General features: G+C 71.0%; 20 protein-coding genes. 13 read left to right on the top strand and 7 right to left on the bottom strand.

Features of this window, described 5'->3' with window-relative positions; translation table 11 throughout:
• The first annotated feature begins 11 nt into the window (after positions 1-11).
• Genes SPRI_RS12180 through SPRI_RS12170 form a run of 3 tightly spaced genes read left to right on the top strand, consistent with a single transcriptional unit; the run spans position 12 to position 2,010 of the window.
• On the top strand, positions 12-704 hold the full coding sequence (locus SPRI_RS12180) for a hypothetical protein (RefSeq protein WP_037773729.1): 693 nt from the start codon (positions 12-14) through the stop codon (positions 702-704).
• On the top strand, positions 701-1,381 hold the full coding sequence (locus tag SPRI_RS12175) for a DUF4166 domain-containing protein (protein WP_005311777.1): 681 nt from the start codon (positions 701-703) through the stop codon (positions 1,379-1,381). Before SPRI_RS12180 ends, SPRI_RS12175 begins: the two co-directional genes overlap by 4 nt.
• A complete protein-coding gene (locus SPRI_RS12170; protein WP_005311775.1) occupies positions 1,378-2,010 on the top strand; it encodes a TetR/AcrR family transcriptional regulator in 633 nt (210 codons plus the stop codon). The genes SPRI_RS12175 and SPRI_RS12170 overlap by 4 nt, the downstream gene beginning before the upstream one ends.
• 52 nt (positions 2,011-2,062) lie before the next feature.
• Here SPRI_RS12170 and SPRI_RS12165 read toward each other — a convergent pair whose 3' ends face one another.
• On the bottom strand, positions 2,063-3,064 hold the full coding sequence (locus tag SPRI_RS12165; protein WP_005311773.1) for an ArsR/SmtB family transcription factor: 1,002 nt from the start codon (positions 3,062-3,064) through the stop codon (positions 2,063-2,065).
• Between the two features lie 74 nt (positions 3,065-3,138).
• Between SPRI_RS12165 and SPRI_RS12160 the strand changes: the two genes are divergently transcribed.
• From SPRI_RS12160 to SPRI_RS12145, 4 genes are all read left to right on the top strand, one after another.
• Complete coding sequence (locus SPRI_RS12160; protein ID WP_005311771.1) at positions 3,139-4,470, top strand: MFS transporter; 1,332 nt, start codon at positions 3,139-3,141, stop codon at positions 4,468-4,470.
• 20 nt (positions 4,471-4,490) lie between these two features.
• Positions 4,491-5,000 carry a MarR family winged helix-turn-helix transcriptional regulator gene (locus SPRI_RS12155; protein WP_005311769.1) on the top strand — a complete coding sequence of 170 codons (510 nt, stop codon included), beginning with the start codon at positions 4,491-4,493 and terminating at the stop codon, positions 4,998-5,000.
• 52 nt (positions 5,001-5,052) lie between these two features.
• Positions 5,053-5,382, top strand: a complete 330-nt coding sequence (locus tag SPRI_RS12150) for a DUF3817 domain-containing protein (protein WP_005311766.1) — start codon at positions 5,053-5,055, stop codon at positions 5,380-5,382.
• Positions 5,383-5,459: 77 nt separating this feature from the next.
• Positions 5,460-7,160 carry an acyl-CoA mutase large subunit family protein gene (locus tag SPRI_RS12145; protein WP_005311764.1) on the top strand — a complete coding sequence of 567 codons (1,701 nt, stop codon included), beginning with the start codon at positions 5,460-5,462 and terminating at the stop codon, positions 7,158-7,160.
• 22 nt (positions 7,161-7,182) lie between these two features.
• Here SPRI_RS12145 and SPRI_RS12140 read toward each other — a convergent pair whose 3' ends face one another.
• On the bottom strand, positions 7,183-7,830 hold the full coding sequence (locus SPRI_RS12140) for a TetR/AcrR family transcriptional regulator (protein WP_005311763.1): 648 nt from the start codon (positions 7,828-7,830) through the stop codon (positions 7,183-7,185).
• Positions 7,831-8,134: 304 nt separating this feature from the next.
• On the opposite strand from SPRI_RS12140, the gene SPRI_RS12135 reads away from it, so the two are divergent.
• The 5 genes from SPRI_RS12135 to SPRI_RS12115 all read left to right on the top strand — a co-directional run bounded on the left by SPRI_RS12135 (position 8,135) and on the right by SPRI_RS12115 (position 12,736).
• Positions 8,135-9,103 (top strand): tetratricopeptide repeat protein, encoded by a 969-nt coding sequence (locus tag SPRI_RS12135; RefSeq protein WP_005311761.1) that lies wholly within the window; start codon positions 8,135-8,137, stop codon positions 9,101-9,103.
• Positions 9,104-9,819: 716 nt separating this feature from the next.
• Entirely contained in the window at positions 9,820-10,476 is a 657-nt protein-coding gene (locus SPRI_RS12130; protein WP_005311759.1) for a DUF6230 family protein, read from the top strand.
• A gap of 97 nt (positions 10,477-10,573) precedes the next feature.
• Positions 10,574-11,119, top strand: a complete 546-nt coding sequence (locus SPRI_RS12125) for a DUF6114 domain-containing protein (protein WP_005311757.1) — start codon at positions 10,574-10,576, stop codon at positions 11,117-11,119.
• On the top strand, positions 11,109-12,410 hold the full coding sequence (locus tag SPRI_RS12120; RefSeq protein WP_037773727.1) for a hypothetical protein: 1,302 nt from the start codon (positions 11,109-11,111) through the stop codon (positions 12,408-12,410). Before SPRI_RS12125 ends, SPRI_RS12120 begins: the two co-directional genes overlap by 11 nt.
• A 95-nt stretch (positions 12,411-12,505) precedes the next feature.
• The gene (locus tag SPRI_RS12115) at positions 12,506-12,736 is read left to right on the top strand and encodes a hypothetical protein (RefSeq protein WP_005311753.1); all 231 of its coding nucleotides are present in this window, start codon (positions 12,506-12,508) and stop codon (positions 12,734-12,736) included.
• A gap of 58 nt (positions 12,737-12,794) precedes the next feature.
• Here the strand turns inward: SPRI_RS12115 and SPRI_RS12110 are convergent, their stop codons facing one another.
• From SPRI_RS12110 to pta, 5 genes are all read right to left on the bottom strand, one after another.
• Positions 12,795-13,184, bottom strand: a complete 390-nt coding sequence (locus SPRI_RS12110) for a GntR family transcriptional regulator (RefSeq protein ID WP_005311751.1) — start codon at positions 13,182-13,184, stop codon at positions 12,795-12,797.
• Complete coding sequence (locus tag SPRI_RS12105) at positions 13,181-13,939, bottom strand: hypothetical protein (RefSeq protein ID WP_238996219.1); 759 nt, start codon at positions 13,937-13,939, stop codon at positions 13,181-13,183. The genes SPRI_RS12110 and SPRI_RS12105 overlap by 4 nt, the downstream gene beginning before the upstream one ends.
• 239 nt (positions 13,940-14,178) lie before the next feature.
• A complete protein-coding gene (gene pyk / locus SPRI_RS12100; protein WP_005311749.1) occupies positions 14,179-15,606 on the bottom strand; it encodes a pyruvate kinase in 1,428 nt (475 codons plus the stop codon).
• Positions 15,607-15,712: 106 nt separating this feature from the next.
• Positions 15,713-16,963, bottom strand: a complete 1,251-nt coding sequence (locus SPRI_RS12095; RefSeq protein ID WP_005311747.1) for an acetate kinase — start codon at positions 16,961-16,963, stop codon at positions 15,713-15,715.
• The gene (gene pta, locus SPRI_RS12090; protein WP_005311745.1) at positions 16,960-19,095 is read right to left on the bottom strand and encodes a phosphate acetyltransferase; all 2,136 of its coding nucleotides are present in this window, start codon (positions 19,093-19,095) and stop codon (positions 16,960-16,962) included. Before pta ends, SPRI_RS12095 begins: the two co-directional genes overlap by 4 nt.
• A 324-nt stretch (positions 19,096-19,419) precedes the next feature.
• On the opposite strand from pta, the gene SPRI_RS12085 reads away from it, so the two are divergent.
• Positions 19,420-20,445 carry an ATP-dependent 6-phosphofructokinase gene (locus SPRI_RS12085; protein WP_005311743.1) on the top strand — a complete coding sequence of 342 codons (1,026 nt, stop codon included), beginning with the start codon at positions 19,420-19,422 and terminating at the stop codon, positions 20,443-20,445.
• Positions 20,446-20,582: the final 137 nt, after the last annotated feature.

The raw sequence follows: 20,582 nt of genomic DNA, 5'->3' as shown, positions 1-20,582 counted from the left end.
GGGGGGACGCCATGGGGCTGTACGTCGAGACCCGCATCCGCGCCGACATGGAGGTGCTCTGGGCGCGCACCCAGGAGCCGGACGAGCACCAGCGGTGGGATCTGAGGTTCACGGAGATCGACCACCTCCCCCGCGCGGACGGCGGGCCCCAGCGGTTCCGGTACGCCACCCGCCTGCTGCCCTTCCTGGTGATCGCCGGCACCGGAGTCACCGCGGGCGAGCGCCGGCGGGCGGACGGCGAGCGGGTGTCGGCCCTGCGGTTCGCCTCGCCGGATCCGCTCTCCCTGCTGAAGGAGGGCAGCGGCTACTGGCGCTATGTGCCGTCGGGCGACGGCATCCGTTTCCTCACCGGCTACGACTACCGGCCCCGCTGGGGCCGGTTCGGCCGATTCGCGGACCGGTGGGTGTTCCGGCCCCTGATGGGCTGGGCCACGGCATGGTCGTTCGACCGGCTGCGGCTGTGGTGCGAGGCGGGCGTGAGCCCCGGGCGGCTGCTGGCCCACTGGTTGGCGGAGTCGGCCCTGCGCCTGCTCGTCCCGGTCCTGACCGCGGCTCTCGTCTCCCCGGCAGTCGCCGTCGCCACCGCCGTCGCCGCACTGCTGCTGCCGCCGTCCCGGCTGACTCCGGCCGCCCGCCGCTGCCTGCGCACCGCGCCACCGCGCACGAGTGCCCCGGCACTCCTCCACACCATGGAAGCCGCATGAACTCGATCTTCCGCAGCGCCATGGGCGCTGACTTCGACCGCCTCCACCCCGAGCTGCAGCGCCGCTTCTCCGTCGGACTCGACAGCAACGAGGCATGCGTCGGCCACGGGGTGATGGACCGGATCTGGCACGGCCGCGCCTTCGTCAGGCCGTTCCTGGCCCTCGGCGCCACCCGGAACATCCTCGTCCCGCGTACCGGCCGTGACGTCCCCTTCACCATCGAGAACGTGCCCTACTCCGACTCGTCGGGGCGCGAGACCGTCACCTTCGTGCGCACCTTCGCCCTGCCGTCCGGTCCGCGCCGGTTCGACGCCACGATGGTGCTCGCGCCGGGCGGCGACCGGGTGCTCGACTACCTCGGCACGCACCAGCACCTCGCGAGCGACCTGCATCCGACCGCGGAACCGGACGGCTCCCTCCTCATCCGCTCCGGAGTGCACCGTTTCCGTGAAGGGCCGCTGGACCTGCGTGTACCGGACCTGATCGGCGGCGACGCCGAGGTCCGCGAGGCGTTCGACGAGGCCACCGGGCGCTTCCGCATCCGGGTGCGGGTGACCAACCGCCGCTTCGGACCGCTCTTCGGGTACACGGGCTCGTTCACCGCCGAGTACCGGGACGTACGCTCCCTCGGGGTGCGCGCCGGGCTGCGTCCCGTACGCGAGGAGACGCGGGCGTGAGCGAGGACACCAAGGAGAAACTGCTGCGGGGCGCGCTGGCCACGCTCGTCGAGCAGGGCATCGCCAGGACCTCCGCCCGGTCGGTCGCGGCGGCGGCCGGGGTGAACCAGGCGCTCGTCTTCTACCACTTCGGATCCGTCGACGGTCTCCTGGCGGCAGCCTGCCGCTACGGGGCCGAACAGCGGGTGGCCCGCTACCGGGACGAGCTGCGGCAGATCTCCACCCTGGCGGAACTGCTGGACCTCGGACGCCGGATGCACGTACAGGAGAAGGAGGAGGGGCACGTCGCGGTGCTCGGGCAGCTGCTCGCCGGCGCCCAGTCGCAGCCGCGTCTCGGGCCCGCCACGGCCGCCGGGCTGGATCTGTGGATCACCGAGATCGAGCAGGTGCTCGCCCGGGTCCTCGGCGGGACGCCGATCGCCGACTTCACCGACCACGAGGGCCTGGCCCGGGCGGTCGCCGCCGCCTTCGTCGGCCTCGAGCTGTACGAGGGCGTGGACCCGGACGGCGCCGGGCGGGCGCTGGACGCGCTGGAGCAGCTCACCGCGCTTCTGGGGGCGTTCGAGTCGCTCGGACCGGTCGCGCAGCGCGCGGTCCGGGCCCACGTGAAGCGGTCCCTGCGGCGCTGACACCCGCTGCGTCGGGGCGTCATGTGCTCCGAGCGGCCCGACCCGCACGGACTCAGGACAAGGTGTCCGGCTGCGGTCCCGCGAGGGTGATGCCCAGCGGTGTCCGCTCGTACAGCACCTGGTGGCCGTAACGGCGCGAGGTCAGCAGCCCCGCCGCCCGCAGCACCGAGAGATGCGCCGACACGGTCGACGGCGCCAGCCCGAGCAGCCGTGCCAGCGAAGAGGTCGACGCCGGCTCGCCGAGCGCGCGGAGTACGTCCGCCCTCGCCCGGCCGAGCAGCGCGGCCAGGGCCGCCGGCGTGCGGTCCTGCGGCGGCGACCACAGCCCTCCGACTCCGCGCGCCGGATACACGACCGCCGGCTGCCACGGCGGTTCGAAGCCGCTGATCACGTCCGGCCAGCAGAACACGCTCGGCATCAGCACCAGACCCTGGCCGTCCAGCGACCGCACATGGCTGCCCCGCATGCCGTCGATCTTCAGCGTGGCGTCCTCGAAGGCCAGCCGGGGGCTCAACTCCCCGACCAGCCGCCCGAAGCCGCCCTCCGCCAGCCGCCGCGAGTGGTAGGCGACGTCCGCCTCCAAAAGTGCGCGCAGCCGGGGCCATTCCGGCTCGATCAGCGTGTGCCAGACCTGCTCCAGCAGATCCGCCAGCCGCCGGACCGTACGGGCGGGATCCGCGAGCAGGGAACGGCCCAGCGCACTGCGGGCCGCCCCGGGCGTCGCGGCCAGGGCGGCCGCCATGTCGTCGCGCGCCGTTCCCGGCGGGGTCGCCCGTACGACCGCGAGCTCCTCCTCGAACGGCACGGCCGGACCGAGCGGCGGCGGACAGAAGAAGTCCGGGTTGTGGCCGCCCCCGGACGGCATCAGCAGCCACAGGGGCCGCAGGTCGATCCCGGCGGTCGCCTCCCGTGTCCGCCGCAGCCACGGCAGGTGGTAGCCGTGGCGCTCGGGGCGGGCGAGGGTGCGGACCGCCTCCTGGGTCTCCCACAGCGGGGAGATCGCGAACCGGCAGCGCAGCAGGTCCGCTTCCGCGAGATGGAGATGGAACGGCATCGGACCCCGCCCGGAAGATTCGGTGTGAGCCGAAAGTCTAGGGTCCGCCGCACGGCGGCGCGACGCTGATCCGCATGCCGACACAGACCCCTCCGACGCCGCCGACATCTCCGCACTCCGCGCCCGGCAGCACCGGCACGGCTCCGCACCCGTCGCCGCGCACCGGCTACCGGTCCGTGTTCGCCGTAAGGGAGTTCCGTGCCGTGTTCGCCGCGCACGTCCTGTCCCTCCTCGGCGTCGTCGTCAGCGAGATCTCGCTCACCGTGCTCGTGTACGACCTCACCGGCTCGCCGCTCCTGAGCGCCCTCACCTTCGCGCTCGGGTTCCTGCCCTACCTCCTCGGCGGAACGCTCCTCGCGGGCGTCGCCGACCGGTACCCCGCCCGGCGCGTGCTCGTCGTCTGCGACCTGGTGTGCGCCGCCTGTGTGGCGGTCATGGTGCTGCCCGGCACGCCCGTCGGCGGCCTGCTCGCGCTGCGCTGCGCCGTCGCCGCCGTGTCACCCGTCTTCACCGGCACGCGGACGGCGGCCCTCACGGACATCCTCGGCGAGGGCGAGCCGTACGTGCTGGGCCGCTCGCTGCTGCGGATCGTCTCCCAGAGCGCGCTGCTCGCCGGTTTCGGGGCGGGTGGTCTGCTGCTCGCCGCGGTCTCCCCGCGGCAGGCGATCGCCGTCACGGCGGTGACGTTCCTCTGCTCCGCGCTGCTGCTGCGGTGCGGCACCAAGGACCGTCCCGCGCGTGCGGGCGGCGGCGGTGCGCTCATGGCGGATTCGCTCGCCGGGGCCCGGCTGATCCTGCGCGACCGCCGGATCCGCGTGCTTCTGCTGCTGTTCTGGCTGCCCGCGATGTTCGTGGTGGCTCCCGAGGCGCTGGCCGCCCCGTACGCGGGTGAACTCGGCGTCGGCCCCGTGTTCCTGGGTCTCCTGATGTGCGCGATGCCGGTCGGCCACATCGCCGCCGAGCTGTACGCGGGGTCGGTGCTGAGCCCCCGCGGCCGCTCCCGGATCGTGCTGCCGGCCGCCGCCGTGGGCCTGCTGCCGCTGCTGGGGTACGCCGTGCGCCCCGGCCTGGCGTGGACCCTTGTGCTGCTGGCCCTCACCGGAGTGGGCGCGGCGTATGTCATCGGCCTCGACCAGTGGTTCGTCGAGGCGGTCCCCGAGGAGCTGCGCGGCCGGGCGATGACGCTGATGACGGCCGGGCTGATGACGGTCCAGGGCGTCGGCATGGCGCTCGCGGGCCTGGCCGCGGAGTTCTGGCCGGTGCACCACGTCGTCACGGGGGCGGGAGTGCTCGGCACCCTGTGCGCCCTGGCGCTCGTCGCCGAGGCGCGTCGGAGCGGCGCGGCAGGATCATCGGATCAAAGGGTTGAACGACCGAAAGGCGAGACGGGGCTGACCAGCATGTGACCAGTCGGTAAGGTCGTGCCGTGCCGAAGCCGCTCAGTCTCCCCTTCGATCCGATCGCCCGCGCCGACGAGCTGTGGCAGGAGCGATGGGGCCCCGTGCCGTCGATGGCGGCGATCACGTCCATCATGCGCGCCCACCAGATCCTGCTGGCCGAGGTCGACGCCGTCGTCAAACCGTACGGACTGACCTTCGCCCGGTACGAGGCGCTGGTGCTGCTCACCTTCTCCAAGGCCGGTGAGCTGCCGATGTCCAAGATCGGCGAGCGGCTGATGGTGCACCCCACCTCGGTGACCAACACGGTCGACCGGCTCGTCAGGTCCGGCCTGGTCGACAAGCGGCCCAACCCGAACGACGGCCGCGGCACGCTCGCCTCGATCACGGACAAGGGCCGCGAGGTGGTGGAGGCCGCCACTCGCGACCTGATGGCCATGGACTTCGGCCTGGGCACGTACGACGCGGAGGAGTGCGGGGAGATCTTCGCGCTGCTGCGTCCGCTGCGCGTCGCGGCGGGCGACTTCGACGAGAAGTGACCCGGCCGCCCCGGGCGAAGATCGGCCCTTGCGCCCGGTTACGCTCGATGCCATGAAAGCGAATGTCCTGACCCGCTACCGGGTGATGGCGTACATCACGGCCGTGTGGCTCCTCGTGTTCACCGCCGCCATCGTCATGAAGTACGGGTTCGACACCGGCGACACCATGCTGATCTCGCAGATCCACGGTGTGCTCTTCATCATCTACGTCGTCTTCGCCTTCGATCTGGGCTCCAAGGCGAAGTGGCCGTTCGGGAAGCTGCTGTGGGTGCTGGCCGCGGGCTGCATCCCCTTCGCCTCGTTCTTCGTCGAGCCGAGGATCACGCGCGAGGCGCGCGCCCTGATCGCCGGTGACGCCGCCCCGGCGACGGCCGACGCGTAGGACCCCGAAGCGCCGCGAGCACGGCTCGCGGCGCTTTGCCATCGACATTTACTAGGACGTCCTAGTAAATTCGAGGTATGGACGCTGACGCGATCGAGGAAGGCCGCCGACGCTGGCAGGCCCGTTACGACAAGGCCCGCAAGCGGGACGCCGACTTCACCACGCTCTCCGGGGATCCGGTCGAGCCCGTCTACGGCCCCCGGCCCGGGGACCACTACGAGGGCTTCGAACGCATCGGCTGGCCCGGTGAGTATCCCTTCACCCGCGGACTGCATCCCACCGGCTACCGCGGCCGCACCTGGACCATCCGCCAGTTCGCAGGCTTCGGCAACGCCGAGCAGACGAACGAGCGCTACAAGATGATCCTGGCCGCCGGCGGCGGCGGGCTGTCCGTCGCCTTCGACATGCCGACCCTCATGGGACGCGACTCCGACGACCCGCGCTCGCTCGGCGAGGTCGGCCACTGCGGTGTCGCCATCGACTCCGCCGCCGACATGGAGGTCCTCTTCAAGGACATCCCGCTCGGCGACGTCACGACGTCGATGACCATCTCCGGTCCCGCCGTCCCCGTCTTCTGCATGTACCTGGTCGCCGCCGAGCGCCAGGGCGTCGACCCGGCCGTGCTCAACGGCACCCTGCAGACGGACATCTTCAAGGAGTACATCGCGCAGAAGGAGTGGCTCTTCCAGCCCGAGCCGCATCTGCGACTCATCGGCGACCTGATGGAGCACTGCGCGGCCGGCATCCCCGCGTACAAGCCCCTCTCGGTCTCCGGTTACCACATCCGCGAGGCCGGCGCGACGGCCGCGCAGGAGCTCGCGTACACGCTCGCCGACGGCTTCGGCTACGTCGAGCTCGGCCTCTCCCGCGGCCTCGACGTCGACACCTTCGCACCCGGCCTGTCCTTCTTCTTCGACGCGCACCTCGACTTCTTCGAGGAGATCGCCAAGTTCCGCGCGGCCCGCCGGATCTGGGCCCGCTGGATGAAGGAGGTGTACGGGGCGAAGACCGACAAGGCCCAGTGGCTGCGCTTCCACACCCAGACCGCCGGTGTCTCGCTCACCGCCCAGCAGCCGTACAACAACGTGGTCCGCACGGCGGTCGAGGCGCTGTCCGCGGTCCTCGGCGGCACCAACTCCCTGCACACCAACGCCCTCGACGAGACCCTGGCCCTGCCGAGCGAGCAGGCCGCCGAGATCGCGCTGCGCACGCAGCAGGTGCTCATGGAGGAGACCGGCGTCGCCAACGTCGCCGACCCGCTGGGCGGTTCCTGGTACGTCGAGCAGCTCACCGACCGCATCGAGGCCGACGCGGAGAAGATCTTCGACCAGATCAGGGAGCGCGGACGCCGGGCCCACCCCGACGGGCAGCACCCGATCGGCCCGATCACCTCCGGCATCCTGCGCGGTATCGAGGACGGCTGGTTCACCGGCGAGATCGCCGAGTCCGCCTTCCGCTACCAGCAGTCCCTGGAGAAGGGCGACAAGAAGGTCGTCGGCGTCAACACGGCAACCGGCTCCGTCACCGGCGATCTGGAGATCCTGCGGGTCAGCCACGAGGTCGAACGCGAGCAGGTGCGGGTGCTGGCCGACCGCAAGGCCGGCCGTGACGAGGCGCTCGTGCGGTCCTCGCTGGAGGCGATGCTGACCGCCGCGCGCGACGGCTCCAACATGATCGCGCCGATGCTCGACGCCGTACGGGCGGAGGCCACGCTGGGCGAGATCTGTGACGTCCTGCGCGACGAGTGGGGCATCTACACGGAGCCGCCCGGCTTCTGAGCCGGTCCGCTCGCCGCCCGGCTCAGCGGGGCAGGGCGGTGAGGCCGGACACCAGCAGGGACGTGAACCGCCGCGCCCACTCGGCGTCCACCGGCTGCGCGCTCACCAGCGCCCGGTGGACCACCGCGCCCGCCACCACGTCGAAGATCAGGTCCGTGTTGCGGGCTTCCGTCTCGGGGTCGTCCTCGTACGGAAGCTCGCCACGGGCCTGAGCGCGTTCCCGGCCCTCGACGACGAGTCGTTTCTGCCGCTCGACGATCGCCGACCGGATGCGGGCCCGCAGCGCCTCGTCGCAGGTGGACTCCGCGACGACGCCCATCAGCGCCGTCTTGGTCTCCGGCTGCCCGAGCAGATCGGCGAACTGGAGCACCACACCCTCGACGTCCGCGACCAGGCTGCCGCGGTCGGGGAGTTCGAGCTCGTCGAAGAGGACGGCCACGGCGTCGACGACCAGCTCGTTCTTGTTCGCCCAGCGGCGGTACAGGGTGGTCTTGGCGACCCCCGCCCGCGTGGCGACGTCCCCCATGGTCAGCTTCGACCACCCCAGCTCGACCAGGGAGGCACGGGTCGCCTCCAGGATCGCCGCATCGGCCTCGGCGCTGCGGGGCCGTCCCGTACGACCCGTACGCGGGGCTTCGGGGTAGGTGCTGCTGGACATGCCCGCGACCATACCCGCCGGTAAGGAGAATGGCGGCTGTGAGGCAGCTCACCGGAAAATGCTTCACACCGCCGGACCTACGCAGATACGCTACGACCCGTAGCGAAAGCCGTGACCGGCTCCTCGCGACAACCACAGGCGCCATGGTGGGGACCGGGCGCAGGTATTCACCATCGCAGAACCGGCCACCGGTCGCGTCGCGGGACCATCGCGGAGTCGATCACGGTCGAACGGGGAGCCGCATCGGGGGTCACCGGCGGACGGGCGGGACGGGCGGCTTTTTCACTTGGGCGCGCGGAAGGGGGAGGATGTACTCATGCAGCCTAGGAACATGTCCATGAGCGGCGTCGTCGACCTCGCCGCGGTGAAGGCGGCCAACGAGGCCAAGGCGAAGGCGGAGCAGGCGAGGGCCGAGGCCGCCCGCCAGGGTGGCGGCCAAGCCGTGTCCCCGGCCGGCCTGGTGATCGACACCGACGAGGCGCGCTTCGAGCGCGACGTCCTGCAGCGCTCCACCGAGGTCCCGGTCGTCATCGACTTCTGGGCCGAGTGGTGCGAGCCGTGCAAGCAGCTCGGCCCGCTGCTGGAGCGCCTCGCCAAGGAGTACAACGGCCGGTTCGTTCTCGCCAAGGTCGACGTCGACGCCAACCAGATGCTGATGCAGCAGTTCGGGATCCAGGGCATCCCCGCCGTGTTCGCGGTGGTGGCCGGCCAGGCGCTGCCCCTCTTCCAGGGTGCCGCGCCGGAGGCGCAGATCCGCCAGACGCTGGACCAGCTGGTGCAGGTGGCCGAGGAGCGCTTCGGGCTCACCGGCATCGCGGTCGACCCGGACGCCTCGGGCGAGGCCCCGGAGGCCCCCGTCCCGGCCGGCCCTTACGACGCACTGCTCGAGGCGGCCGTACAGGCCCTGGACGCGGGCGACTTCGGCGGCGCGGTCCAGGCGTACAAGAACGTGCTGTCCGACGACCCGGGCAACACCGAGGCGAAGCTCGGTCTCGCGCAGGCCGAACTCCTCGGCCGCGTCAAGGACATGGACCCGCAGAAGGTCCGCGAGAACGCGGCCGCCGACCCGGCCGACGCCACGGCGCAGATCGCCGCCGCGGACCTGGACCTCGTCGGCGGTCATGTCGAGGACGCCTTCGGCCGGCTCGTGGAGACGGTGCGGCGCACCGCCGGCGACGAGCGCGACGCGGCGCGGGTGCGGCTGCTGGAACTGTTCGAGGTGGTCGGTCAGGACGACCCGCGGGTGACCGCGGCCCGGCAGGCCCTCGCGCGGGTGCTCTTCTGACGACTCCTGTGATGTCGCTGATGTTTCGGCGGCGTCCCATCGGGTCCCCGCCGGACGTTCATTGACAGCCGTTATGACAAGGGTGTCCTGAGGATGGCGTTCTGACGGATTTGCGGCGGTGGCGCTGACGCGGCGTCACCGCCGTTTTGGCGACACAGTGACAAAATGCGGCCCGGCTTTGCCAAAACTTGGTAATCGGGTGGTCGGGTTACTCGGAGTACAGCAACGCCCTTGTTCTGTCCGGTTATCGATGCCTATCACCCTCTCTGTCGGAGGTCCGGACGGCACCCAGCGTGCTCGCGCGACATCGCGCGGTCGTGGCGTGGTTATCAGGCCGTTACTAGCCAGTAACGAACCCCCTTGTGCCCTGGCGTGGAATGGACCACGATCGGCGACGCTCGGTCCAATACCGCACCAGCCCGGCTCCCAGTCGTGCCGCGGCCCATTGGGTCCCCACCGGGCCGGCCGGCGTCACTGGCGCCGGTCGCGGACAGGGGGGTTCCTGCCACAGAACGGCAGGGCCTGTCCGGCAGGTTGTGCGTGACGAGTCAGGCGCGACCAGTGGTTGTCGCTCGGGGGTGATCGCCGGTGTTCTTCGGACGCACGTCGCGCCCGGAGACCAGGCGCTCTCCTTCCCGAGGACGTAGCACTTCTCCCATCCCAGGACGGGCCCGCGGGTCCGGACCGGAGATGTACGTCCGAGAAGGAGGAAAGTCATGGAGTCTATGGCTCGCGGTGGAACCAGATGGAAGCGGTTCGCCCTTGTCATGGTGCCGAGCGTGGCCGCGACGGCTGCGATAGGCGTCGGCCTGGCACAGGGGGCGCTCGCCGCGTCCTTCGCGGTGTCGGGCCAGGAGTTCAAGGTCACGGCCGGAAAGCTCGTCGGTACCGGGTTCTCCCAGTACGGCGGCGTGGACATGGGGTACAAGGACCTCAAGGGTGACGAGAAGGTCGCGCACCCCGTTGCGATCTCGACGTTCAAGAACGCGTCGATCACCAAGATGTGCCAGTCGGTGGTCACCGACGTTCCGTTCGTCGGCAAGATCACGCTGAAGCTGACGGCTGGCGACAAGGGCACCGACGTCCAGGCCGAGAAGCTGTACCTGGACGTGTCCGAGCTGGACGCGAACGCCAAGTTCAGGAACATCGACATCGGCGTCGCGGCCAAGGACACGGACAACCCGGGCACCGGTAAGGGCCCGGCGGTCAAGGACACCTCGATCCTGCCCAACGGGTTCGCCCAGCAGGCGGAAGAGGTCGAGCTGACCGGCGTCGAGCAGAAGGCGTGGGCGACGACCGCCGGCACCTTCGAGCTCAGCGGTCTGAGCATGCGCCTGCACAAGGGCGACGGCCCCAAGGTCGAGTGCTACTGACGGTAGCCCCGTCCGGGCGGGCGGGTGAGACTCTGGCAGCTTCGCCCGCCCGCCACTCTCTTCACACAGCAACGCCAGTACCAGGGAGCTGTTTTCCATGAGCGCCGAGACTGCAGTGTCACAGGGGCGGGACGAGCACTACATCCGCGTCCTTCGGCGGAACTTCCGTACCTGGCGGGGACAGCGGCCCTTCTGGGCGGGTCTGCTGACCCTGCTCGGCGGGATCCCCATCGCCTACTTCCCGTATGCGACCTTCAAAATCGGCCACATGAACCTCGCCATGCAGACGACGGCGGGGGCCGGCTCGCTGATCATCGGCGTGCTGCTGGTGACGCTGGGTCTCACGATGTGGTTCCAGCACATCGTACGGGTGTTCGCGGGCGTCGCCACGATTCTCCTGGCGCTGGTATCCCTTCCGATCGCCAACCTGGGCGGCTTCATCATCGGGTTCGTCCTGTCCCTCACGGGCGGCGCGCTCTCGCTGTCGTGGGCGCCCGGCAGGCCCGTGAGCGCCGACGAGGCGCCCGCCGTCCAGCAGGCCGCGCCCGCAAGTCCCGCCGTACCGGAGCAGCGTGACGGCTTCGACACGGACACGCACGAGACATCCATCGAAGGCAACGGCGGGAGGAACAGTGCCGGGTGACGTGACACCACCGCTGACCGCGGACGCGGGCGGCGACGGCTCGCGGGAGAGAAAGGGGCCGCGCCACGCCGCGCCCAGGAAGTCCCTGTTCCACAAGTTCCAGATGCCCGCGAGCAAGGCGATCGCCCTCGCCGCGATGCCCACCGCCGTCTTCGTCGGCATGGGACTCACCCCCAAGCTGGCGCTCGCCGACGACAAGGACATCCCCTTCGCTCCCGGCCCGTGCGTGACCCGCTCCGACGAGCCGTCACAGTCGCCGTCGCCGTCGGCGTCGGAGTCGGCGAAGCCGTCCGAGTCGCCGTCCCCGTCGGACTCGGCCGATCCGGAGCCGACGCCCAGTGCCACGTCCGGAACCGGAACGGGCGACGAGGAGCAGGAGCCGAAGCCGGCCGAGAGCCCGTCCGCCTCCGCGGCCGGATCCGAGCAGGCGGCGCCCGCGCCGGAGCCGTCCCCGAGCCAGTCGACCAACCCGCTCGACCCGCTGGGCGTGGGCGACAAGGTCAAGGACCTCATCGACGACATCGGCGACACGCTGAAGGGCGAGCCGACCGAGACGCCGTCGCCGAGCGAGACCGCGACGCAGCCGGCCGAGGAACCCTCGACCGCGCCGTCGGAGGCGCCGGCCGAGGAGCCCGCGGAGAAGCCCGCCGACGCGGTGGACGAGACGGTCGACAAGACCAAGGAAGCGATCAAGGACGCGGCCGACAAGGCCGGCGCCGAGGTCGAAGAGCTGGACGAGGACGTCAAGGGACTCGACCCCAAGCAGGACGAGGACATCCCGGACGGCGCCAAGCCGCGCTTCCCGTGCCCGACCCCGGACCCGGACGCCCTGGCCGACGCCCAGCTCGAGCCCGGCCGGCCGCTGCTCCCGGACGAGCCGTGGATCCTCGAGAGCTCGATGCTCACGCTGACGGGTCTGGACTACCACGGCATCGTGGAGGTCAAGACCGGCAGCGGCAAGATCAAGAAGGTCCTGAAGTTCACCGCGACGGGCGTTGACATCAAGGACCTGCACCAGCTCGTGGTCGGCCCGAACGGCACGACCGCGCACGTCGAGGCCGACAAGGGCTCCACCTCGACGATCCGTGACGGTGAAGTGACCATGTACACGGAGGAGCTGAAGGGCAACCTCTTCGGCATCATCCCGATCACCTTCAGCCCGGAGACCCCGCCGCCGCTGAACGTCCCCTTCGCCATGTTCACCGACGTGAAGGTCACCCAGGCCGGCCAGTTCGGCGGGACGCTGACGGTCCCCGGTCTGCACAACTACTTCACCGGCCCGGGCGCCTGACCTCAAGCCACCGGGAGCCGCGAAAAAGGCTGTGGGCCGCACCCGTTCAGGGGGGTGCGGCCCACAGTCGTCACTCCGGAGAAGCGGGTACGTGGATGAAGGTTCGGCTGTCGGCCGTTGACGGGCCGCTCACCGTCCAGTTCGAGCCGTCGGGGATGGAGTACGTGCTGTCCCCCGGCGAGCACATGGACGTCGAGTGGCCGCCGGTCGCGCCGGGCGAGATCGCCGGCGACATCGACCACGGGGCCGGGACGGTGACCGTTTCGGCTCGCGGCAGCGGGTTCGCCCGTGCGTGGAACGCGCAGGGCGCGGAAGTCACGACCTGACACCGCCGGAGCGGGAGGTACGTCCTGCGCGTGCGTCCGTGCCCGGTTCGCCGCCGCCTCAGACGCTGTCCGCCTGTGCCAGCGCGTGCCGGATCGCCGCCAGGGCCTCCTCGTCCGTCGCGCCGAGCTGACGTGCCGAGATCGCGAAAAGCCGTGCCTGCTGCGCGAGTTTCTCCTTGGAGTCGGCGATCGACGGGGGCGCGACGACCTGGGTGCCGGAGCCGCGGCGGGTTCTGACCAGGCCGGCGGTCTCCAGTTCGCGGTAGGCGCGGACCACCGTGTTGTTGGCGAGGCCGAGGTCGGCGGCGAGCTGACGGACGGAGGGCAGCCGGTCGCCCTGGCGGAGCCGGCCGACGGAGATGAGGTCGGCGAGCTGGGCACGGACCTGTTCGTAGGGCGGGACGGGCGCCGCGTGGTTGACGGTGATGCGGACACTGTGCGCGGTCATGGCCTCGCCTCCGTGTAGGCCTGGGGAATCAGGAGGACGCCCAGGCAGTGGCAGCAGCTCAGTGCGGAGGCGAAGGCGGTGAGGGCGAGCGCCGCCAGAACGAAGATCTTCGCCACGCCCGCGCAGGACAGGCTCAGTACGACGACCGCCATCGTGAACGAGACGGCGAAGAGCGGGGCCGTGACGACCACTCCCCAGGCGCCGACCGCCGCACGTGCCTGGACCCGGCGCTGGTCGTCCGTCTGGGAACGCAGGGTCACGCGACGCAGCAGCAGCGCGCAGGCGAGGGCGCCGAGGGCCACTCCGCCGAGCGCCGGCCACGCGTAGTAGAGGCCGGGCCAGGGGGCGAGGAGCTGCGATCCGGCCGGGCACTCGACGGCCAGGGCCCTTCCGGAGCGCCCCTTGGCGTCCGCGGAAGCCGTACTCGCGGCGATGACGACGAGCACCGTGAGGATCACCGCCTGCGCGGTGAGGAAAGCGGTCAGGGCGCGCGGCGCGTAGTCGCGGACACGGCGGGGGGTCACTTCCGCCACCCGTATCCAGCTGTGCCGCGGGCGTGCGATCAGGTCGGCCGCCAGCACGCCGGCCATGACGCACAGGCCGAAGGCGGGGAAGGCGTAGAGGAGTTGGACGTCCGGCTCCGGGCTGAAGTCGACGAGTACGCCGACCGCGACGCCGACGGCCGCGCCCGCCCATCGGACGGGGGTGTCGATCCAGGTGCGCCAGGTGCCTTCCGCCGTCGGGGCAGCAGACATGCCGACCCCCTTTCGAGGTCCGTTCGGCATCGATCAGGTGTATCAACCTGTTAAGACAATTCCGGAGGCGGGGAATTGTGTCAAGAGGTTGATACGCCTGCTTGGGGGCCGGACGGCGGCTGCGGTGGTGCACGGGGCGACGGGCGGCGGGTGACGGACCGCGGAGAACCGCCCGGAAAAGGAACGGCCCCCGACCCGGAAGGGGTCGGGGGCCGCCCGAGGGCAGAGGTGACAGCGGGTCAGCCGCGTGCCTCGCCGAGGTGGTGGACGCGCACCATGTTCGTCGTGCCCGGGACGCCCGGAGGCGAGCCGGCCGTGATCACCATGACGTCGCCCGCGTTGTAGCGCTGGAGCTTGAGCAGCTCCGCGTCGACGAGTTCGACCATCGCGTCCGTCGTCTCCACGAAGGGCGCGAGGAAGGACTCCACGCCCCAGCTCAGCGTCAGCTGGTTGCGCGTCGACTGGTCCGTGGTGAAGGCGAGGATGGGCTGCTCGGCGCGGTAGCGGGACAGGCGGCGGGCCGTGTCACCGGACTTGGTGAACGCGATCAGCGCCTTGCCGCCCAGGAAGTCCGCGATCTCGGCGGCCGCGCGGGCGACCGAACCGCCCTGGGTGCGGGGCTTCTTGCCGGGGACCAGGGGCTGGAGCCCCTTGGAGAGCAGTTCCTCCTCCGCCGCGGTGACGATCTTCGACATCGTCTTGACCGTCTCGATCGGGTACGCGCCGACCGACGACTCCGCGGAGAGCATGACCGCGTCCGCGCCGTCCAGGATCGCGTTCGCGACGTCGGACGCCTCGGCACGGGTCGGGCGGGAGTTGGTGATCATCGACTCCATCATCTGGGTCGCCACGATCACCGGCTTGGCGTTGCGGCGGCACAGCTCGATGAGGCGCTTCTGGACCATGGGCACCCGCTCGAGCGGGTACTCCACCGCGAGGTCGCCGCGGGCCACCATCACGCCGTCGAAGGCCATGACGACGTCCTGCATGTTCTCGACCGCCTGCGGCTTCTCCACCTTGGCGATGACGGGGACGCGGCGGCCCTCCTCGTCCATGACCTTGTGGACGTCCTTGACGTCGCTCGCGTCACGGACGAAGGAGAGCGCGACCATGTCGCAGCCCATGCGCAGTGCGAAGCGCAGGTCCTCGACGTCCTTCTCGGAAAGGGCCGGCACGTTGACGGCCGCGCCGGGAAGGTTGATGCCCTTGTGGTCGGAGATCACGCCGCCCTCGACGACGATCGTCTTGACCCGCGCTCCGTCGACCTCGACGACGCGCAGTTCGACGTTGCCGTCGTTGATGAGGACCTGGTCGCCCTTGGAGACGTCACCGGGCAGGCCCTTGTAGGTGGTCCCGCAGATCGACTTGTCTCCGGGGACGTCCTCGGTCGTGATGGTGAACTCGTCGCCGCGGACCAGTTCGACCGGTCCCTCGGCGAAGGTCTCCAGGCGGATCTTGGGGCCCTGGAGGTCGGCCAGCACGCCCACGGCGCGGCCGGTGTCCTCGCACACCTGACGGACGCGGTGGTACCGCTCCTCGTGGTCGGCGTGGGTCCCGTGGCTGAAGTTGAAACGGGCCACGTTCATACCGGCCTCGATGAGCGCTTTCAGCTGCTCGTATGAGTCGACGGCGGGGCCCAGTGTGCAGACGATTTTGGAACGGCGCATAAGGCGGATCCTATCGGTTTGTTTCCCTGCGGAATATTCCGTCTGGTGGAATGTACAAATGGGCGCCGGCCCGCTCAGGCGTTCAGCCTTCCGGCCTTCCAGCGCGTCAGGCTGTCGGGCTTTCAGGCACCCCCTTCACGTCTCCCGTCACCAGCTCGAAGGTCTGTCGCGCGATCTCGAGCTCCTCGTCCGTCGGCACGACGGCAACCGCCACCCGTGCGTACTCCGGCGAGATCAGCCGTGCCGTGTCCGACCGGGCGGCGTTCAGCCCGGCGTCCACCACGAGGCCCATCTCCTCCAGACCCGCGAGGGCAGCCTCTCGCACCGCGGCGGCGTTCTCGCCTACACCCGCCGTGAACGCCACCGCGTCCACCCGCCCGAGCACCGCGTAGTACGCGCCGATGTACTTCTTCAGCCGGTGGACGTAGATGTCGAACGCCAGCCGCGCCCGCTCGTCGCCCTCGTCGATCCGCCGGCGGATCTCCCTCATGTCGTTGTCCCCGCACAGGCCCACCAGACCGCTCTTCTTGTTGAGCAGTGCGTCGATCTCGTCGGTGCTCATCCCGGCGACGCGCTTCAGGTGGAAGGTCACCGCCGGGTCGATGTCACCGGAGCGCGTACCCATCACGAGGCCTTCCAAGGGGGTCAACCCCATCGAGGTCTCCACGCAGCGGCCGCCGGCCACCGCCGACGCGGAGGCCCCGTTGCCCAGGTGCAGCACGATGACGTTCACCTCCGACGGGTCCTTGCCGAGCAGCGCCGCGGTGGCCCGCGAGACGTAGGCGTGCGAGGTGCCGTGGAAGCCGTAGCGGCGGATACGGTGCGCGTCCGCGGTCTCGATGTCGATGGCGTACCGGGCGGCCGCCTCCGGCATCGTCGTGTGGAAGGCGGTGTCGAAGACGGCGACCTGGGGGAGGTCCGGGCGCAGGGCCCGGGCCGTACGGATGCCGGTGATGTTCGCCGGGTTGTGCAGCGGCGCGACCGGGACGAGGCGCTCCACCTCCGCGAGCACCTCCTCGGTGATCACGGTCGGGGCGTGGAACTTCAGACCGCCGTGCACCACCCGGTGACCGATCGCGGCGAGCGCGGGGGAGTCCAGGCCGAGCCCGTCCTGCGTGAGCTCCTCGGACACCGCCTTCAGCGCCGCGTCGTGGTCCGCGATCGGTCCCGTACGCTCGCGCCGCTCACCGCCGCCCTCGAGGGGCGTGTGCACCAGCCGCGAGGTCGCCTCGCCGATCCTCTCCACCAGGCCGACCGCGAGCCGTGACGAGTCACGCATGTCGAGCAGCTGGTACTTCACCGACGACGAGCCGGAGTTGAGGACGAGGACGCGCGTGGGGGACTGCGGGGCGGTCATGCGGGGAGCTCCTGGGCCTGGGACTGGATCGCGGTGATCGCGACCGTGTTGACGATGTCGCTGACCAGCGCGCCGCGCGACAGGTCGTTGACCGGCTTGCGCAGGCCCTGGAGCACCGGTCCGACCGCGACGGCGCCCGCCGAGCGCTGCACGGCCTTGTAGGTGTTGTTGCCGGTGTTCAGGTCGGGGAAGATCAGGACCGTCGCCCGGCCGGCGACCTCCGAGTCCGGCAGCTTGGTGGCGGCGACGGAGGGTTCGACGGCGGCGTCGTACTGGATGGGTCCCTCGACGTGCAGGTCCGGCCGCGAGGCGCGCACCAGCTTCGTCGCCTCGCGCACCTTGTCCACGTCGGCGCCCGAGCCGGACGTTCCGGTGGAGTACGACAACATCGCGATCCGCGGCTCCACGCCGAAGCGGGCGGCCGTCGCGGCGGACTGCACCGCGATGTCGGCGAGCTGCTCCGCGTCCGGGTCCGGGTTGATCGCGCAGTCGCCGTAGACGAGGACCTCGTCGGCCAGGCACATGAAGAACACGGACGAGACGATCGACGCCTCCGGCTTCGCCCTCCCGTCACCCACCCCCGCCCTGCCCGACGCGCTTCGCGCGGCCCCCTTTGTTCTTATGATCTCGAAGGCCGGCCGGATGGTGGCCGCCGTGGAGTGCACGGAGCCCGACACCATGCCGTCGGCGAGGCCCTTGTCCACCATGAGCGTGCCGAAGTAGTTCACGTCCGCCACCACGTCGTACGCCAGCTCGACCGTCACGCCCTTGTGGGCGCGCAGCTGGGCGTACCGCTCGGCGAAGGACTGGCGCAGCTCGGACGTCTGCGGGTCGATCAGCTGGGCGGCCGACAGGTCGATGCCGAGGTCGGCGGCCTTCTTGCGGATGACGTCGGTGTCGCCGAGGAGGGTCAGGTCGCACACGTCGCGGCGGACCAGGACGTCGGCCGCGCGCAGCACCCGTTCCTCCGTACCCTCCGGCAGCACCACACGGCGGCGGCGGGCACGGGCCTGCTCCAGCAGCTCGTGCTCGAACATCATCGGGGTGACCCGGCCGCTGCGGGCCACGGCGAGCCTGGCCAGCAGATCGCCGGTGTCCACGTGCCGCTCGAAGATCCCGATCGCGGTCTCCGCCTTGCGCGGCGTGGAGGCGTTCAACTTGCCCTCCATGGCGAACAGTTCCGCCGCGGTCGGGAAGCTGTTCCCGGTCACGGAGACGACCGGGGTACCGGGTGCCAGGCGCGCCGCGAGGGTCAGGATCTCCTTGCTGGGGCGCTCGTTCAGCGTCAGCAGGACGCCCGCGATGGGCGGGGTGCCCGCGGAGTGCGCGGCCAGGGCGCCCACGACCAGGTCGGCACGATCACCGGGGGTGACGACCAGGCAGCCGGGGGTCAGGGCGGGCAGGAAGCTCGGGAGCATCGCGCCGCCGAAGACGAAGTCGAGCGCGTCGCGGGCGAGCCCGGAGTCGTCGCCGAGCAGGACCGTGCCGCCGAGGGCGTGCGTGATCTGGGCGACCGTCGGGGCGGCGAGCGCGGGCTCGTCGGGGAGCACGTAGCAGGGGACGGGAAGGCGGGCCGAGAGCCGCTCGGCTATGCCCGCCCGCTCGTCGGGGGCGACCCGGTTGGCCACCATCGCGAGGACGTTGCAGCCGAGGGCCTCGTACGCGCGGAAGGCGTTGCGCGTCTCCGCCCGCACCGACTCGGGGGTCTGGCCCTTGCCGCCCACCACCGCGATCACCGAGGCGCCGAACTCGTTGGCGAGCCGGGCGTTGAGCGCCAGCTCGTCGGGGAGCTGGGTGGCCGCGTAGTCGGTGCCGAGGACCAGGACCACCTCGTACTCCCTGGCGACCGCGAGGAAGCGCTCGACGAGGTGCGAGACCAGCTCGTCGGTGCCCTGCTCCGCCTGGAGGGCGGCCGCCTCGTCGTAGTCCATGCCGTAGACGGAGGCGGGGTCCTGGGAGAGCCGGTAGCGTGCCCGCAGCAGCTCGAAGAGCCGGTCGGGGCCGTCGTGGACGAGGGGGCGGAAGACGCCCACCCGGTCCACCTGGCGGGTCAGTAGCTCCATGACCCCCAGCTCGACCACCTGCCGGCCGTCTCCGCGGTCGATCCCGGTCACGTAAACGCTGCGCCCCACGCGTACTCTCCCGTCCAAGTCCATGGGTGCGAACCGGGGCGTACCCCGGCCCCCGCCGGTTCGCCGGCCCGCCCGGTGCCGCGCCGTACGGGCGGCGGGACCGGGCGCGCCGAAAAGCCGCTCGGGGCGGCAATGCCCTCTTGACAATACCTCTGCGGGTGGCTAAGGCGCCCGCCGGGCGAGAGGCCGGTCCCGGTGGCCGCGAGCGGCGGCGCCGGCCGCCCCGGGCGCCGCGGAGTACCAGGGAGCGCGGCCGTTCCCCGGCCCGTGGGACAATCGGATGTGGGCTCACAAGGACCACTGACGAGCAGGAGACACAGCACGATGCGCATCGGAGTGCTCACCGCAGGCGGAGACTGCCCGGGTCTGAACGCAGTGATCCGGTCGGTCGTGCACCGTGCCATGACGGGTCACGGCGACGAAGTCATCGGTTTCGAGGACGGATTCAAGGGCCTCCTCGACGGCCACTACCGTCCCCTCGACCTCAACGCCGTCAGTGGCATCCTCGCCCGCGGCGGCACGATCCTCGGCTCCGCCCGCCTCGAGCGCGGCCGGCTGCGCGAAGCGGCGGAGAACGCGGCGGAGTTGGCGAAGCAGTACGGCATCGACGCCCTCATCCCGATCGGCGGCGAGGGGACGCTCACCGCGTCCCGGATGCTGTCGGAGGCGGGGATGCCCGTCGTCGGCGTCCCGAAGACCATCGACAACGACATCTCCTCCACCGACCGGACCTTCGGCTTCGACACCGCCGTCATGGTCGCCACGGAGGCCATCGACCGTCTGAAGACCACCGCGGAGTCGCACCAGCGGGTCATGGTCGTCGAGGTCATGGGCCGGCACGCCGGGTGGATCGCCCTGGAGTCGGGCATGGCCGGCGGCGCGCACGGCATCTGCCTGCCCGAGCGGCCCTTCGAGGTGGACGACCTCGTCAAGATGGTCGAGGAGCGCTTCGCCCGCGGCAAGAAGTTCGCGGTGATCTGCGTCGCGGAGGGCGCGCACCCCGCGGAGGGCTCCATGGAGTACGCGAAGGGCGAGATCGACCAGTTCGGCCACGAGCGTTTCCAGGGCATCGGCAACCGGCTCGCCGCCGAGCTCGAGCGCAGGCTCGGCAAGGAGGCCAAGCCGGTCATTCTCGGCCACGTCCAGCGGGGCGGCACGCCCACCGCGTACGACAGGGTGCTCGCGACCCGCTTCGGATGGCACGCGGTCGAGGCGGCGCACCGGGGTGAGTTCGGCATGATGACCGCTTTGCGTGGTACGGACGTGACCATGGTGCCGCTGGCGCACGCGGTCACCCGGCTGAAGACCGTCCCGGGGAACCGGATGTTCGAGGCGGAGTCCGTCTTCTGAGGATTCGCCCCGGCCGAGCGGCCTTGATCGTCCCCCCGTGGCGATCAAGGCCGCTCGGCGTTTCCCCCGCCGGTGGTTGGCGAAGACCACTCTTGAGTTACCCGGCGCCGCTCGCAAGGCTGTTCCCTGTCCGGGAC

This window comes from Streptomyces pristinaespiralis (assembly GCF_001278075.1).
Lineage (GTDB): Bacteria > Actinomycetota > Actinomycetes > Streptomycetales > Streptomycetaceae > Streptomyces > Streptomyces pristinaespiralis.
The sequence above is the reverse complement of the archived record's forward strand: the minus strand, read 5'-3'. Positions and strand labels throughout refer to the sequence as shown.

Excerpts from the sequence above, each read along its gene's own strand:
- SPRI_RS12110 (WP_005311751.1), bottom strand. The coding sequence starts at position 13,184 with ATGACCGCGCACAGTGTCCGCATCACCGTCAACCACGCGGCGCCCGTC.
- SPRI_RS12115 (WP_005311753.1), top strand. The coding sequence starts at position 12,506 with ATGAAGGTTCGGCTGTCGGCCGTTGACGGGCCGCTCACCGTCCAGTTC.
- SPRI_RS12160 (WP_005311771.1), top strand. The coding sequence starts at position 3,139 with ATGCCGACACAGACCCCTCCGACGCCGCCGACATCTCCGCACTCCGCG.
- SPRI_RS12085 (WP_005311743.1), top strand. The coding sequence starts at position 19,420 with ATGCGCATCGGAGTGCTCACCGCAGGCGGAGACTGCCCGGGTCTGAAC.
- SPRI_RS12180 (WP_037773729.1), top strand. The coding sequence starts at position 12 with ATGGGGCTGTACGTCGAGACCCGCATCCGCGCCGACATGGAGGTGCTC.
- SPRI_RS12095 (WP_005311747.1), bottom strand. The coding sequence starts at position 16,963 with ATGACCGCCCCGCAGTCCCCCACGCGCGTCCTCGTCCTCAACTCCGGC.
- SPRI_RS12135 (WP_005311761.1), top strand. The coding sequence starts at position 8,135 with ATGCAGCCTAGGAACATGTCCATGAGCGGCGTCGTCGACCTCGCCGCG.
- SPRI_RS12150 (WP_005311766.1), top strand. The coding sequence starts at position 5,053 with ATGAAAGCGAATGTCCTGACCCGCTACCGGGTGATGGCGTACATCACG.
- SPRI_RS12165 (WP_005311773.1), bottom strand. The coding sequence starts at position 3,064 with ATGCCGTTCCATCTCCATCTCGCGGAAGCGGACCTGCTGCGCTGCCGG.
- SPRI_RS12130 (WP_005311759.1), top strand. The coding sequence starts at position 9,820 with ATGGAGTCTATGGCTCGCGGTGGAACCAGATGGAAGCGGTTCGCCCTT.
- SPRI_RS12105 (WP_238996219.1), bottom strand. The coding sequence starts at position 13,939 with ATGTCTGCTGCCCCGACGGCGGAAGGCACCTGGCGCACCTGGATCGAC.
- pyk (WP_005311749.1), bottom strand. The coding sequence starts at position 15,606 with ATGCGCCGTTCCAAAATCGTCTGCACACTGGGCCCCGCCGTCGACTCA.
- SPRI_RS12145 (WP_005311764.1), top strand. The coding sequence starts at position 5,460 with ATGGACGCTGACGCGATCGAGGAAGGCCGCCGACGCTGGCAGGCCCGT.
- SPRI_RS12140 (WP_005311763.1), bottom strand. The coding sequence starts at position 7,830 with ATGGTCGCGGGCATGTCCAGCAGCACCTACCCCGAAGCCCCGCGTACG.
- SPRI_RS12125 (WP_005311757.1), top strand. The coding sequence starts at position 10,574 with ATGAGCGCCGAGACTGCAGTGTCACAGGGGCGGGACGAGCACTACATC.
- SPRI_RS12175 (WP_005311777.1), top strand. The coding sequence starts at position 701 with ATGAACTCGATCTTCCGCAGCGCCATGGGCGCTGACTTCGACCGCCTC.